This window comes from Bradyrhizobium sp. AZCC 1578, from assembly GCF_036924675.1.
Lineage (GTDB): Bacteria > Pseudomonadota > Alphaproteobacteria > Rhizobiales > Xanthobacteraceae > Bradyrhizobium.
The window spans coordinates 1,840,807-1,856,027 of record NZ_JAZHRZ010000001.1 but is presented as its reverse complement, the minus strand read 5'-3'; the positions used below and the strand labels follow the sequence as shown (position 1 = coordinate 1,856,027).

General features: G+C 61.1%; 13 protein-coding genes. 11 read left to right on the top strand and 2 right to left on the bottom strand.

Annotation, left to right across the window (positions count from 1 at the left end):
* The first annotated feature begins 590 nt into the window (after positions 1-590).
* The 5 genes from V1290_RS09270 (at position 591) to V1290_RS09250 (ending at position 5,069) form a co-directional block, all read left to right on the top strand.
* Positions 591-1,934 (top strand): ABC transporter substrate-binding protein, encoded by a 1,344-nt coding sequence (locus tag V1290_RS09270; RefSeq protein WP_334364119.1) that lies wholly within the window; start codon positions 591-593, stop codon positions 1,932-1,934.
* Positions 1,935-2,014: 80 nt separating this feature from the next.
* Complete coding sequence (locus V1290_RS09265; protein ID WP_334364118.1) at positions 2,015-3,043, top strand: ABC transporter ATP-binding protein; 1,029 nt, start codon at positions 2,015-2,017, stop codon at positions 3,041-3,043.
* 216 nt (positions 3,044-3,259) lie between these two features.
* Positions 3,260-3,976: a carbohydrate ABC transporter permease gene (locus V1290_RS09260; RefSeq protein WP_334364117.1), complete on the top strand. Its 717-nt coding sequence runs from the start codon at positions 3,260-3,262 to the stop codon at positions 3,974-3,976.
* A complete protein-coding gene (locus V1290_RS09255) occupies positions 3,976-4,830 on the top strand; it encodes a carbohydrate ABC transporter permease (RefSeq protein ID WP_334364116.1) in 855 nt (284 codons plus the stop codon). The genes V1290_RS09260 and V1290_RS09255 overlap by 1 nt, the downstream gene beginning before the upstream one ends.
* An 11-nt stretch (positions 4,831-4,841) precedes the next feature.
* Positions 4,842-5,069 carry a hypothetical protein gene (locus V1290_RS09250; protein WP_334364115.1) on the top strand — a complete coding sequence of 76 codons (228 nt, stop codon included), beginning with the start codon at positions 4,842-4,844 and terminating at the stop codon, positions 5,067-5,069.
* A gap of 31 nt (positions 5,070-5,100) precedes the next feature.
* Here the strand turns inward: V1290_RS09250 and V1290_RS09245 are convergent, their stop codons facing one another.
* A complete protein-coding gene (locus V1290_RS09245) occupies positions 5,101-5,235 on the bottom strand; it encodes a hypothetical protein (protein ID WP_334364114.1) in 135 nt (44 codons plus the stop codon).
* 509 nt (positions 5,236-5,744) lie between these two features.
* On the opposite strand from V1290_RS09245, the gene V1290_RS09240 reads away from it, so the two are divergent.
* The 5 genes from V1290_RS09240 to V1290_RS09220 all read left to right on the top strand — a co-directional run bounded on the left by V1290_RS09240 (position 5,745) and on the right by V1290_RS09220 (position 11,691).
* Positions 5,745-5,879 (top strand): hypothetical protein, encoded by a 135-nt coding sequence (locus V1290_RS09240; RefSeq protein WP_334364113.1) that lies wholly within the window; start codon positions 5,745-5,747, stop codon positions 5,877-5,879.
* Positions 5,880-6,088: 209 nt separating this feature from the next.
* Positions 6,089-6,463, top strand: a complete 375-nt coding sequence (locus V1290_RS09235) for a response regulator transcription factor (protein WP_334364112.1) — start codon at positions 6,089-6,091, stop codon at positions 6,461-6,463.
* A 59-nt stretch (positions 6,464-6,522) separates the two neighbouring features.
* On the top strand, positions 6,523-8,589 hold the full coding sequence (locus tag V1290_RS09230) for a 3'-5' exonuclease (RefSeq protein WP_334364111.1): 2,067 nt from the start codon (positions 6,523-6,525) through the stop codon (positions 8,587-8,589).
* Between the two features lie 66 nt (positions 8,590-8,655).
* Positions 8,656-8,910 (top strand): hypothetical protein, encoded by a 255-nt coding sequence (locus tag V1290_RS09225; protein ID WP_334364110.1) that lies wholly within the window; start codon positions 8,656-8,658, stop codon positions 8,908-8,910.
* A gap of 3 nt (positions 8,911-8,913) precedes the next feature.
* The gene (locus V1290_RS09220; protein ID WP_334364109.1) at positions 8,914-11,691 is read left to right on the top strand and encodes an ATP-binding protein; all 2,778 of its coding nucleotides are present in this window, start codon (positions 8,914-8,916) and stop codon (positions 11,689-11,691) included.
* A gap of 26 nt (positions 11,692-11,717) precedes the next feature.
* Here V1290_RS09220 and V1290_RS09215 read toward each other — a convergent pair whose 3' ends face one another.
* Positions 11,718-13,178, bottom strand: coding sequence for a DUF294 nucleotidyltransferase-like domain-containing protein (locus V1290_RS09215; RefSeq protein WP_334364108.1), 1,461 nt, complete (start codon positions 13,176-13,178; stop codon positions 11,718-11,720).
* A 586-nt stretch (positions 13,179-13,764) separates the two neighbouring features.
* Here V1290_RS09215 and V1290_RS09210 point away from each other — a divergent pair.
* The gene (locus V1290_RS09210) at positions 13,765-14,964 is read left to right on the top strand and encodes an adenylate/guanylate cyclase domain-containing protein (protein ID WP_334364107.1); all 1,200 of its coding nucleotides are present in this window, start codon (positions 13,765-13,767) and stop codon (positions 14,962-14,964) included.
* The last annotated feature ends 257 nt before the right edge of the window (positions 14,965-15,221 follow it).

The window sequence follows — 15,221 nt, the reverse complement described above, 5'->3', positions numbered from 1 at the left end:
GGCATCCCGCCGGACAGAGAGCTACCCAGCCCCTTTCACGGCATCAGTCAGCGTTAGGTCAGGCTCCCTTACCTGGACGACATCAGGGAGTCGCGAGGAATCGATGTAGTTGCCTTGGCTGGTCCAGGTCCAGCGATGCTGCTCCGATCTGTCGCCGATAACGCGGACGGTGTGGACGTCGATCTCGATGCGGCCCAATTTAGGATTTCCAAAACGGGATCTCCCAGCGGGTAATGAATTCCCGAATGGCCCGGCCAAAACCGGCAACGCCATCTGGATCGACAGTGATCGTCGAGGCGGGGCGCGTGACACGGTGGAGGGCAGCCTGGCGCGGCCCACATCAGAGACAATAGACGTGTCTTGAGACGTGTCTCGCGGCGCCGCAGCAGGTGCGTCTGCGGTCGGCTGTTGCTTGTCAGCAACCGGCGAAAGGAGCATCCTCAACACGTAATTAATTTGAGCAAGTCCGGAATTATCGGTTGGCACTGCCTGAAGGCGCGTCCCGTTCGAGGGACGCGCCGGAATGAAAATGACCCAAGCCAAGGGGTCTCGAGCGGCAGTCCGCTCACGTACCGATAGGGAGGACATCCATGGAACGCCAGAAGCCTCATCGTGGGCTATCGCGCCGCGATGCGATCAAGACGGCGACTGCCGCGGGCGTCGCCGCAACTATCGGCCCGTTCTTCCATGTCACGCCTGCACGGGCCGCCAAGACACTGAAAATCCTGCAATGGAGCCACTTCGTCCCCGGTTACGACCGGTGGTTCAACAACACCTACACCAAGGAATGGGGTAAGAAGAACGACACCGAGGTGATCGTCGACAACATTAATCTTGCTCTTCTCGAATCGCGCGCCGCAGCAGAGGTATCCGCCCAGAAGGGCCACGACCTCTTCATGCTCCTCATGCCGCCTTCGGTGTTCGAGGATCAGGTTGTACCCATGAACGACGTCTATGCTGAATGCGAAAAGGCGAATGGCAAGGCGATCGAACTCGGCATCAAGAGCACATACAACCCAAAGACCAAGAGATACTTCGCCTTCTCCGACAGCTACGTGCCGGACCCGGTGAACTACCGCACCGATCTCTGGGGTGACATTGGCATGAAGCCGGACACCTGGGACGACATTCGTGTCGGCGGCAAGAAGATCAAGGAGAAGACCCGTATTCCGGTCGGCATCGGTCTCTCCGCCGAGATCGACACCGGCGTGGCCATGCGCGCGATCATGTATTCGTTCGGCGCGCATGAGCAGGACGAGGCCGGCAACCTCACCATCAATTCCAAGAACACGCTGGAGGCCCTGCGCTTCGTTAAGGGACTCTTTGAGGACTGCATGACGCCAGAAGTTCTGGCTTGGGATGCCTCCTCCAACAACCGGCAGATGCTCGCCGGACGCTCCTCGCTGGTGCTCAACGCCATCTCGGTGACGCGCACCGGAGAGAATCAGAAGATGGCGATTCACGAGAAGATCGCCGTTGCCAAGGCCGCCAAGGGTCCTGTGCGCCGCATGGGCCTCGAGCATGTGATGGACTGCTACGTGATCTGGAAGTTCGCGGAGAATATCCCAGGCGCGCAGAAATTCCTGGTCGACTACATTGCCAACTTCAAGGAAGCCTTCCTGGCTAGCGAGTTCTACAACTTCCCGTGCTTCCCTCAGACCGTGCCAGATCTCAAGCAGCTCATCTCCAACGATAAGAAGGCGGTGCCGCCGGACAAGTACGCGGTGCTCGAGGACGTGCTCGATTGGGCGACCAACATTGGCTATCCCGGCTACTCCACTGCGCCCATTTCCGACACGTACCAGACCTGGCTGCTCAACACCGCCTTCGCCGAGGCGGCGACTGGCGCGGAGACGCCCGAAGACGCCTTGAAGAAGCTCGATACCAAGATGAAAGCGATCTGGGCAAAGTGGAAAGAGCGCGGGATGATCTGATCGCGCGCGTATTGTGATCGGTGGGCCCGGCGGCGGCCCGGCCCCGTTTGACGCCGACGCGAGAGAGCCGAGAGGCATTCATGGCGACGGTCGAAGCACGGCACATATCGAAGCATTTCGACGAGGTGCGCGCGGTCGACGGCATCGACCTCCTCGCGCGCGAAGGCGAATTCCTCGTCCTGCTCGGCCCCTCCGGCTGCGGCAAGACCACGTTGATGCGGCTCATCGCCGGACTCGAACAGCCGACTGCGGGCGACATCGTCATCGACGGCCGCGTCGTCACTGACTTGCCGCCGCGCGCGCGCAATGTCGCGATGGTGTTCCAGAGCTACGCGCTGTATCCGCATCTCACAGTCGCGAAGAACATCTCGTTTCCGCTGCGTGCGATCGGCATGCAAAGGGACGCGATCCGCAAGAAGGTGGAATGGGCCGCGCGCATGTTCGGAATCGAGCGCTTCCTCGATCGCAAGCCACGCCAGCTCTCCGGCGGCGAACGTCAGCGCGTGGCGCTCGCACGCGCGGTGGTGCGTGAACCGGTGGTGTTCCTGCTCGACGAGCCTCTGTCCAATCTCGACGCCAAGTTGCGGAATTCCGCCCGCGACGAGCTCAAGCAGTTCCAGCGCGACCTCGCCACCACCACCATTTACGTCACCCATGATCAGGCCGAAGCGATGGGGCTCGGCGATCGCATTGCAGTGCTGAACCAGGGCAAGGTGATCCAGATCGGCACGCCGCAGGAGATTTACGGCAAGCCGATGGACACCTTCGTCGCCACCTTCATCGGCTCGCCGCCGATGAATCTGGTGGAGGAGGGCGCCTCCTATGTCGGCTTTCGGCCGGAGGCGTTTCTGCCGCGCGAGGTAGGCAATTCGGACGACAGCATCGGCTTTCCCTTCCGCGTCACCCGCGTCGAATATCTGGGCGCCGATCGGCTGGTCTACGGCGTGCTCGAAGGCAGGACGGCCGCGGCGCATGTGATCTCGAAGATGCCGAACAACATCCGCGCCGAGGTCGTCGCAGGCGAGTGGTACGATTTCGTGGTGCGCAGGCGCGAGATCCATCGCTTCGACCGGAACAGCGGCCGGCACATCGACGGGATCGGGCGATGACGACGGCAACCGCTAACGCCTTCACTGCGAAAGCGGGCTGGCGCACGCGGCTTGCCGACAACGAGCGCCTGTTGTGGCCGCTGATGCTCGCGCCAGCGATCCTCTACATCGTATTGCTGGTCGGCTTTCCGTTTTTTCTCTCGCTGTTCTACAGCGTCTCCGATGTCACCGTCGGCAGCCGCAGCATGAACTTCGTGGGCCTCGAGAATTTCCACCGTGTGGTGGTATCCAACACGTTCTGGACTGCGCTCAAGAACACCCTCATCTTCACGATCGTCTCGCAATTCTTCGTGCTTGTTTTCGCCAATATCCTTGCGATGGCGCTGTGTGCCGATTTCCGCGGCAAGTGGCTGGTGGCGCCTGCTTATCCTGTTGCCTTGGGTCGCTCCGATTTCGCTTGGTGCAATCGGCTGGTTATGGATCTACGATTCGATCTATTCGGTGATCAACTGGACCGGGCAGGCCTTGCGCATTCTCGGACCGAACGATTGGCCGATCTGGCTTGGCCAGCCCAATCTCGCCATGGCCTCGATCATCGTTGTGCAGATCTGGCGCATCGTGCCGCTCGCCACCGTGATCCTGCTTGCAGGGCTCACCTCGATTCCCCAGGACATTCATGACGCCGCCGCTGTCGACGGCGCCGGTTTCTGGCGCCGCACCTTGCAGATCACATTCCCGCTGCTGCTGCCGATCACGCTCGTCGCCGTGCTGTTCGGGATCATCTTCACCTTCACCGACATGATCGTGGTGTTCTTGCTCACCCGCGGCGGCCCCTACGACCAGACCCAAGTGCTCGCAACCTGGGCCTTCTTCACAGGCATCCAGGGCGGCGATCTTGCGGGAGGTGCGGCGGTGTCGCTGTTCCTGTTCCCGGTATTGATGGCGGTGGCGATCGTGTTCCTGTTGCTTGCGCGGCGTTCGGAGGTGACGTGATGACGCGCCGCCCTTTCAAGCTGGTGCGCATCGCCAGGGCCGGCGGCCATGCCAGCATCCTGGTCTTCTTCATCACGTTCCTCGCATTTCCGTTCTATTGGATGCTGATGACGACGTTCAAGACCACGATCGATCTGCACGACGTCAGCAAGAACCCGTTCCTGTTCAACGAGCCGCCGACGCTCGAGCATCTCGCCGTGCTGTTTCAGGACACCCAGTATCTGCAATGGCTGATCAATACCGGCGTGGTGGGGATCGCGGTCGTTCTTATTACGCTTGTACTGGCGGTGCCGGCGGGCTACGCGCTGGCGCGCATGACCGGCCCCTGGGCGCAGACGCTCGGCATCGCTATCTTTCTCACTTATCTCGTGCCGCCGACCATCTTGTTCATCCCGTTCGCGCGCATCATCGCGACGCTTGGCCTGCAGGATTCGCTTTGGTCCTTGGTACTCGTCTATCCGAGCTTCACGGTGCCGTTCTGCACCTGGCTGCTTATGGGATTCTTCAAGGCGATCCCGCGCGATCTTGAGGATGCGGCGATGATCGACGGGCTTTCGCGGCTCGGCGCGTTCGTCAAGGTGGTGATGCCGATCTCGCTTGCTGGCGTGCTGACCGCGGTTATCTTCGCGTTCACGCTGGTGACACAGGAATTCGTCTACGGCGTCACCTTCATCACCTCCGCATCGAGCTACACCGTCAGCGTCGGCGTGCCGACCTTCCTGGTGCGCGGCGACGTCTATTTCTGGGGCTCGATGATGGGCGCCTGCCTGATCGCAAGCGTTCCCATCGCGATCATCTACAATCTCTTCGTCGACCGCTTCGTGGCCGGCTTTACGGTGGGGGCGGTGAAATAGGGTGGTGGCACATGTCAGGCGCGAGTGTGTCGGATCAGGAACGCGAACTGCATGAAGTGAATGGCTGCCTTGAACTTCTTTTCACCTTGCGCTCGGAATTCGCGCAATGGCTGGGCGAGGTGCGGGACGGCTCCGCGCGCGAGGCGTTGGAGAATGTCCTGGGTCATATCGAGGCGCTGGAACGGGAGTACCGCACGCGTCGGGACGAACTGCGGGAGCGTCAGGCTACGAGACCCTAGCGCGCCGACCCGCGAGCGCGAACCGCCGTCCTCAATCTGAAAACACGATCGGCAGCATGGCTTGATGGCCGCGCGAGAAGGACAGCAAAGACGCCACCTGATCATTCAAATGTTTAACCATCGAAGATGAGTCGAAGTTTCCCCTCGTTTCAGTTTGGGCGGCCATTCCAAAACGCCTTGAAACGCAATGAGGCATTTCTTAGCCAAACAATCCCGTAAGGCATTGAATTCATTGTGTTATCGCGGCTCTCTAGGGGGCGCCAATTTTTCTTCTCGCTCCATGACGGTGTTCATAGGCGCCGGCCCTGACACGATCGGGCTGTCGAAGCCGCTCTCTGCCAAAGATGAAGCACAGCTGGCCCGCGTTTCGAAGGCGCAGGCGTTCTCGCGGTGCAGCAACCGGTGGAAATAAGCCTTCCTGCAGGTGCGACTTGCCCGGTCCAACGAAGGTCAAAGCCATGCGGCCGCCTCGCACGCACGGCACCGCAGCATTCCTGCCGGATGTCCAGGATTCGAAAAAGAGTGGGCAAGGACAAGAAGGGGCGGAGGATGTAAAGTCAGTTCGCGCGACCTTGGTGGCCAGCAGTTTGACTTGCTGCACGATCGGCGGGTCGCTGTGTCATCGGGCGGGCTCGGCTGAGGTTTTGGGAGGGCGAGAGCAAAACGGAGGAACCGATGAAAAGGGATATCTGGCAAGAAAACAAAGAGCGCTACTTCGAGTGGAATCCCATCGAAGGCCTCGGTGCCAAGTTCACATGGGCTGCGATCGGAGCAGCTGTGGCTGTCGTCGCCATGTACCTGCTGCGCTAGAGCGGACGGGAATAGATGGACTCGCGATCGCACCCCCAGGTTTTTGATTGAGCATGATCCTTTCGGCAAACCGGTACCCACCCCCCGACCACGTCGAGGGGAAGCTCTTCGGGATCATGCTCTAGGTAGGTGGCGCGGAATTGGGCAGAGCGCACTTTTCGCTTGCCGCGCTCTCGCGCGGTCGAGCAAGGCGACCTCTGGAGGATGCAATGCCGCAAAGCGTGCTCGTGGTCGACGACGAGGCCAACATCCTGCTGTCCCTCGAGTTCCTGATGAAGAAGGCCGGCTACGAAGTTCGCCTCGCCCGCGATGGCGAGGAGGCGCTCGCGGAGATAGCCAAGGCGCGGCCGGATCTCGTGCTCCTCGACGTCATGATGCCGAAGCGCAACGGTTTCGACGTGTGCGAGGCCATCCGGGCCAATCCAGAGTGGCGGGCGGTGCGTGTCATCCTGCTGACAGCCAAGGGCCGCGACATCGAACGCGAAAAGGGCTTGGCGCTGGGCGCCGACGACTACATCACCAAACCGTTCTCGACGCGCGAGGTCGTTGAACGGGTCACCGCTTGGATCGGGCCGGCCAAGTAACCGGGCAACAAGGGCGTGCGATGCAGGCTGCCGTTGTGATACCAATCCTCCTCGCAGCATTGGCGCTTGCCGCCTTCGCTGTGTCCGGCGTTGCGCTGTGGCAGGCGGTGCAAGGTGGCGGAGCGGTCGGCGCATACATGTCCATCGCATTTGCCGTCGTCGCCGCTTTGGTTGGACTGGCTTGGGCGCTGCTGCATGTCAAGCTCCTCAAGCCTCTGGCCGCTCTGAAGCGGGAACTGCTGATGCAGTCGCAGATACGCGTCGATCGACCGCTCGCGGTTGATCGCGGCCACTTGCTCGATGGGCTCGCAACGGCGGTCGAAAAAATACTCGGCGCGCTCCGAGCCGCGCGTGGCGAGACACAGGAGGCCGTGGATGCTGCCACGCGGCGTGCGGAGGAACAGAAGAGCCGGCTCGAGGCCATCCTGCTCGATCTCTCCGAAGGTGTGATCGTCTGCAATCTCGAGCACCGCATACTCCTCTACAACCAAGCCGCCGCCCGGATACTCAACGCGCGCGATACGCTTGGACTTGCCCGCTCATTGTTTGGCGTGCTGACGCGAGAGCCCGTGCTATTGACGCTTGAGCTGCTCCTGCAACGGTCAGAGGACGCAGCCGGCGATGAAGCCCGGTCCACCGGAGAATCGACGCTCGATTCCACGACGCGCCGCTTCGTCTGTGCGTCGGTCGACCTTGCGACTTTGCTGCAGGCGAGGCTCAGCCTGGTGCGCGAACCTTCGGGCCGTGCCTCAGGCTACGTGTTGACCTTTGCCGATGTCGGCGCCGAACTCGAAAACGTGGCCCAGCGCGATGCGCTTTTGCGTGAGGTCGCCATGGAATGGCGACGGCCGCTTGCAAGCTTGCGCGCCGCGACCGAGATGCTGGCGGGGGAGCTCGAAGCGAGCGAGCGCCGCGTCTTTCAAGACGTCGTTGGCAAGGAGGTCGAAGCGCTCAATCGGAGCTTTACCGACGTTGCGCAGCGTTACGAACGCTTTGCGACGGGTCAGTGGCAGTTGGCCGACATTTACTCGCTGGATCTGTTCCGCGCCGTCCGCAGGCATTTGGCAGACGCCGACGGCATCCAGGTCACGCCCGTGGGCGTGCCGGTCTGGATTCATGCCGACAGTCACTCGCTGGTGCTGGCGCTCGAGCATCTGATCCGCGCCGTTGCCAGGCACACGGCGAAAGCCGCCTTCGATATCGGTGCCGTGGTGCAAGACATATACGTCTACGTCGAGGTGGTTTGGGACGGCGCGCCGCTCGCCTCGGCGATCATCGAAGCCTGGCTGGCCGAGCCGCTGAAGGGTACGATCGGCAACCGCACAGTCCGCGAGATCGTGGAGCAGCATGGCAGCGAGCTGTGGAGCCAGGTGCTGCCGGAGGGGCGCACGTGCCTCAGATTGCCGCTGAGGAAGACCGTAGAGCCGCCCGCCCGGGAACGCCGGGACCGCGTTGTGCCGATGCCGGAGCTATACGACTTCGACCTGTTTGCTCTTCCGACTGAGGCAATCAGGGACACGCCGTTGCGCAAGCTCGACCTGGTCGTATTCGACACCGAGACCACCGGCGTAAGGCCCGACGAGGGTGATGAGCTGATCTCGATCGGAGCAGTTCGTGTGGTTAATGGCCGCATTCTGACGGGCGAGACGTTCGAGCGACTGGTCAATCCGAGTCGCGATATCCCCGCCAGCACGACGCGAATTCACGGCATCACCACCGACATGGTACGCGACAAGCCCCCAGCACAAGTCGTCTTGCCGCAATTCAAGTCCTTCATCGGTGAATCCGTGCTCGTCGCTTACAACGCCGCCTTCGACATGAAATTCCTCGAGAACGGGGCCGAGCAGGCGGGCGTCAAATTTGACAACCCGGTGCTCGATGCTCTGCTTCTGTCCGTGTATCTGCAGCCGGATGTGTCCGATTTTTCGCTGACTGCCACCGCTGAACGACTGGGTGTCGAGGTCATTCGCAGGCACACCGCAATCGGCGACGCCATGACCACGGCCGCGATCTTCGTAAAGCTCCTGGATTTGTTGAGAGCCCGCGGGATCGAGACGCTCGGTCAGGCTGCCAGGATTTCCAGCCGGATGATGGAGCATCGCCGTCAGCAGGCGCAACTCATATGATTCCGCGCTGTCGCGGCAAGGACGCAGCGAAGCGCACATCGAGGTGATACCATGCCAAGGCGAGGATTGACCGGCGAGCGCTTGATCGGCTTGTTCCTGTTCGGTTTGCTTCTGCTCACACCGCCGCTGATCGGCGCCTTCGACAAGGCCACCTTAGTGGGCGGGATACCGTCGCTTTACCTCTATTTATTTTTATCATGGGCGTCGCTGATCGCCCTCACGGGCTTGATCGTCGAGCGGCCGGACCCCGACGAGGAGATTGCCGAAAGCGAGCCTGGCCCGAATTCCGACCAGGGTCCCAACCGCAGACCGCGAGCCTGAGCCATGCTGGGCGGGTACGTCATAGTCACGGTCTCCTTCCTCTATCTCTCGATCCTGTTCGCCATCGCCTACTATGGCGACCGCCGCGCGGACCAGGGTCGGAGCATTATCGCGAGCCCCTACATCTTTGCGCTGTCCATTGCCGTGTACGCCACAGCCTGGACCTTCTACGGCAGCGTCGGACGGGCCGCGTCCTCCGGCGTCAGTTTCCTGCCCATCTATCTTGGCCCGACGCTGACCTTCATCCTTGGCTGGTTTCTGATCCGCAAGATCATACGCATCAGCAAGGTCAATCGCATTACCTCGATCGCCGACTTCGTTGCCTCGCGCTATGGCAAGAGTTCCTTTCTGGGCGGACTGGTGACCATCATCGCGGTCGTCGGCATCATGCCGTACATCTCGCTGCAGCTGAAGGCGATCTCGACGAGCTTCGCCGTGCTCCAGCACTACCCGGACATCGTGATGCCGGCCAAGCTTGGCTCGACTCCGGTCCTGCAGGACACAGCGCTCTACGTCGCGGTGATCATGGCCGCGTTTGCCATCCTGTTTGGCACGCGGCACATTGACGCCAGCGAGCGTCATGAAGGCATGGTGGCGGCGATTGCCTTCGAGTCGGTGGTCAAGCTGTTCGCTTTCCTGGCGGTTGGGCTATTCGTCACCTTCGGCATCTATGGCGGCTTCGGCGAAGTGTTCTCGCGCGCGGCCACCGACCCAGCCCTCGCGCGTCTCTTTACGCTCGAGGCAGCCGGCGGGTACACGAGCTGGATTTCGCTGACGCTGGTCTCGATGGCAGCCATTGTCTTGCTGCCGCGCCAGTTTCAGGTGCTGGTGGTCGAGAATGTGGATGAGCGCCACATCAAGAAGGCCATCTGGCTGTTCCCGGTCTACATGTTGCTCATCAACATTTTCGTCTTGCCGATCGCTTTTGGCGGGCTCCTCCACTTTCCCGGAAATACGGTCGATACCGACACCTTCGTGTTGACCGTGCCGATGGCCGAGCATTTTTGGACCATCGCGTTGTTCGCATTCATCGGCGGCCTCTCCGCGGCAACGGGCATGATCATTGTCGAAACCATTGCCCTGGCCACCATGGTGTCGAACGATCTCGTCATGCCCCTGCTGTTGCACTTCGGCCGACTGCATCTCTCGGAGCGCAAGGATCTGTCTGGCCTCATGCTCGCCATCCGCCGCAGCGCCATCATCTTCGTGATCCTGCTCGGCTATGCGTATGTCCGGTTGATCGGCGAATCCTACGCGCTCGTCTCCATCGGGCTGATGTCATTCGTCGCTGCCGCACAGTTCGCGCCCGCTATCCTCGGCGGCATCCTGTGGAAGGGAGCGACCCGCCTCGGCGCTATGGCTGGAATGAGCGCCGGGTTCCTGGTGTGGATCTACACCCTGCTGCTGCCTTCGTTCGCACGATCGGGGTGGATCTCGGAGAGCTTCGTGCAGGACGGCCCATGGGGGCTTGCGCTGTTCAGCCCCTATGCGTTGCTCGGGCTTTCCGGCCTCGATCCCATCGCGCACGCCCTGTTCTGGACCATGGTGATCAATATCGGACTTTATGCCGCTGTATCGCTTATGACGACGCAGACCATGATCGAGCGCAGCCAGGCCGTACAGTTCGTGGACATCTTCAAGCAGCCGTCCGAGGGCGCGCGCATTTGGCGCGGCAGGGCCACTATTGGCGACCTCCGTCGCCTCTCGAATCGCTTCATCGGTGAGACCTTGACGGATCAAGCCTTCCAGCGCTTCGAGCGCGACCGAGAGCGCCGGCTCGACGATGCGCATGCGGCGGACGCGGACATCGTGCATTACGCGGAGCGGCAACTCGCCGGCGCCATTGGCGCGGCCTCCGCGCGGATTATGATCGCCTCAGTGTTGAGGGAGGAGATGCACGACATCGATGAGGTCATGCAGATCCTCGATGAGGCTTCTCAACTCGTTGTCTACAGCCGTCAACTGGAGGAGAAGTCGCAGCAGCTCGAGGCTGCGACGGCCGAGCTCAGGGCCGCTAACGAGCGGCTCAAGGAGCTCGACAAGATGAAAGACGACTTCGTCTCGACGATCAGCCATGAGTTCAGGACACCGCTCACCTCGATCCGCTCCTTCAGTGAGATCGTGCACGACAATCCGGACATTCCCGTCGAGCAGCGCAAGATGTTTCTCGGTACTATCGTTCAGGAAACCGAGCGGCTGACCAGACTTGTCAACGACATCCTCGATCTCGCCAAGATGCAGGCGGGCCAGACGGACTGGCAACTGGCTAGGATCGAGCCAAGGAAGGTGATCGACAACGCGCTCGCCGCAACGGCCGGCCTGTTCGCCAAGAACCCCCGCATCAAGCTTGAGTGCCGCGTGGCCGAGGATCTGCCGAGGATTCTCGTTGACGCCGATCGGATCACGCAAGTGCTCGTCAATCTGATTTCGAATGCGGTCAAGTTCTGCGACAAGGACAATGGTTTGATAACCATTGTGGGGCGAGCAGAAGAAGCGGGGTCCGTCCTGATCAGCGTGCATGACAATGGTGTCGGCATCGCCAGGGAGGATCACAAGAAGATTTTCGAGCGGTTCCGCCAGGCGGGCGACACATTGATCGGCAAGCCGCAGGGCACCGGTCTGGGGCTGCCGATCAGTTTGCATATCCTTGAGCGCTTCGGGGGCACCATCTGGGTCGAGAGCGAACTCGGCAAGGGTGCGACTTTTTTCGTCCGCATCCCTTCGGCCGCCTCTTCGGCCGAGCTCTCCCACCCGGCCACGGCCGCTCGCGAAGTCACTTGACCGCAACGTGGCGAGTTGCTCGCCAGCTAGAGCGAGCGTTCCGCGAATTCCATATTCAGTGTTGCACGCAGGTTTTCGATGGCGCGGAAAGACGCCACGAGATGTTTGTTTTCGCGTTGTGAGAGATCAGCCACAGGGACATAGTTGGTGATCTTGCGCCCGGCCTTGAAGTCCTTCAGCTGCTGGCGCAGCAAGAGACGGGTCATATGCCTGAAGGCGTCGGCAAGATCCTCATGGTCTCCAGCGCTGATGGCTCCCTTCTCCTTGAGGCAGTCAAGCCGGGTGAGAGTCGACGTGGCCGGAATGCCGGCTTTAAGCGCAAGCAGCCGCGTACCTTCCACGAGCGGAAGCGTTCCACGAAGCTTCAGGTTCACCACACCCTGCCGATACTCCCCATGGTACTCCTTGCGCAAGCGTCCGAACCAGCCGAGTGCCACCTTGTGCTCGGCTTCGATGGCGAACAGGTGTCGGAGGAACTGAGGGGACTCCGACGTTACTGCGGTGACGTGGGCGCGGAGCTCGCTTGAGAGTGCGGGATCGCCGAACGCATGACGGAAATCGAAGAAGATATCGCAGTTCAACAGCATCTCGGACTCGCGCCGCCTGATCCAGTTGTCGATCTGCCGGCGCCAATCCGACAGGCGCCTGCGCCAGACGGGATTGGTGGCCATGACATCGCCGACGCAGAGGCGAAAACCGACCGCGTCAAGCATCCGCGTCATGCGCTCGGCAAGCTCCAGAAAATATGCGTCCGCACGTTTGCCCTGGCCGACGACGTCGTCAGCGAGGATGAAGCCGTTGTCCTGGTCGGGCGCCAGAAAGTTTTCGCCGCGCCCGCCCGACCCCATGATAATGAGAGCGAACCGCGCAGGAGGCTCCCCCCAGCCGTCGTCGCGCATCGCCGCTTCGACCAGCCTCAAGACACGCCGGTGGATATCGTTGTTGATTTCCGTGAGCAGCGACTGCACCTCCGGCGCCGAAACGTTGTTGTCCAACAGTGCGCTGGCAAGCTGGGCCTGTGCCTTCCTTATGAGGTGCAGGCCCTCGACGCTCTCCTCGTGCGTGAGCTGCTCGATGAGCGACATACTCTCGCTCGACAAAGAGGCGAGCGCTTCGTCCAAGGCGAGCATGCCGACCATCGCTCCGCTCCAGTCCACGACGGGGACATGCCGAAGCTTGCTACGGCGCATCAAGGCGACGGCCTGGAAAAGGTAGTCGTCGGCCCCCGTCACGACGACCGGCGCCGTCATCACCGACTCGACGCCTTGATCGGGCTCCGTACGCCACGCGATCCGGCGCACGACGTCCTGTTCCGTCACGATGCCCCTGGGGCGGCCCGCAGCATCGATGACGACAGCACAGGACGCGGGCGTCGCCGTCATCAGGCTTACGACCTCGCCCACCGTCGTGCTCGGTGCAACACGAACAGGCGGCGGTCGCATATGGTCGCGTACGAGGCGCCGGAAAATCTCGGTTTGCGTACTCAATGGTGGTTTGCTCCGCGGACCCACATGCCCCTGCACGATCAGCAGGCCACGATTTGCACCTACCGCTACGCGGTACGCGCTTATGGCCTCCGGCTGCAGTCTAGATTATATTGCAATACCTTGTTTACTTCGAAGCAGCGTGTTCCGCAGGAAGCATTAGGGACCCGCGTCTTGATGTCTGGACGCGTGCCCGGAAAGGAGCTTGGCCTGAGCGACCAGAGATCTTGATGATCATTCTTGGAGCTGAGTTGCCCAACGAAGGACTGCTTCTCCCATTTGGAAACGAGTGCCAAGCTATTGAAATTGCTAGGGCGCATTTTTTGAATTTCTTCCAAATGCGCTTTGAGATCGTTGAATAATCAAGCGGATTTTGATTCCGCCATTCGGAGGTTCGATCCCTCCGGCTCCAGTTAGGGCTCAAAGCGCAAGCCCGGCACGACCGCGGCGCCCTCTCGCGCCGGATACGCGACAACTCGCCGGCAACCCGATGCGCACAAGCAGATTGCGGCGGGCTCCGTTGACGAGGTCGCGCGGGGACACGACATATCCTGTACCGTCGATCCAGGTCACTGCTCAGGAGCAAGATATGAACGCGCCGCCAAAAATCGATCCCGTTACCGCCTGTTCTGACCGGGACGTCTTGCACTGGCTGACAAACGGCACGCGTGATGAGCGCTTCATTGACAATATTTTCGCTGAGCTGTGTATCCGGCTCCAGCGAGCAGGCATACCGGTCAAGCGGGCGTCGCTTCATATCCTGATCCACCATCCGCAATGGCTTGGCGCACGGATCATGTGGGCCGACGGGATGCACGAGGCGGAGATTGCGAGGGTCGACTACGACGTCAGGGAGCGATCCGAATACATCGGCAGTCCCGCCAACGAAGTCCATGACGGTGCCTCCGAGGTGCGCGAAAATCTCGAACGGGACCCGTCACTGGGCCGCAAGCATGCCGTCTTTGACGAGATGCGGGCGAAAGGCCTGACTGATTATGTGGCGTGGCCGCTGTATCATACGCTCGGTAAGCGGCATATCGTGACCTTTGCAACCGACCGGCCAGGAGGTTTCGACGATGCGCATATCGCCAGCCTGTTAGAACTGTTGCCGGTTCTGGCGCTGGTCAGCGAAATCCGTGTCAAGAACCGGTTGGCGCGAACGCTGCTCGAAACCTATGTCGGGTCGCATGCCAGCGAGCTCATTCTAGCCGGCGCCACCAGGCGGGGCAGCGGGACGACGGTACGCGCTGCCATCATGATCTGCGATCTGCGTGATTTCACCAGGATCTCCGACAACTGGCCGCGCGATGACGTTATTGATCTCCTGAACGGCTATTTCGATGCGATGTCGGAGCCGATTGCCAGACACGGCGGGGAAATACTGAAATTCATCGGCGACGGCCTGCTTGCCATTTTTCCGCTGAGCCAGCCATCGGCCTGTGCAAATCTGCTGCATGCCGTGGCGGAAGCCCGTCAGGCCATGCTTGCCCTCAACGAAAAAAACGGCGAAACCGGTCGTGAGCCGCTGAATTACGGCATCGGCGTCCACGTCGGTGATGTCATGTACGGCAATATCGGGTCGCGCAGCCGGCTCGACTTCACGGTCATCGGTCCTGCGGTCAACATGGCTTCGCGTCTCGAAGCCCTCACCAAACAGTTGGGAAAAACCGTGCTGCTGTCCCGCGCGTTCGCTGATTTCGTCGAAAACGATTTCGATCTCGAACGCGTCGGGGAATATCCGGTGCGCGGCTTCAACGACCCAATCGAGCTGTTTGCGTATCACGGCTGAACGACGATCCATCGCCAGGTGCCAGGCCGCCCCCACGGGGCACCAACTCGTCAAACGGCCATTGTCAGCGAATGTCGGCCTCGGCGGTTGCTAGAGCCATAGGTCGAGAGTCATTGATTCGCGCGCAGGCCATTCAGCGCAGTCGCTCCCTGATGTTGCCGGGACCGATCCTCTGTGGAGACTGCTTCTATTTGGAAACGGCTGCCACGCTATTGAAAGTCTACGGCCGTCTTGAGCTTTTTTCAAAACGCCTTGAA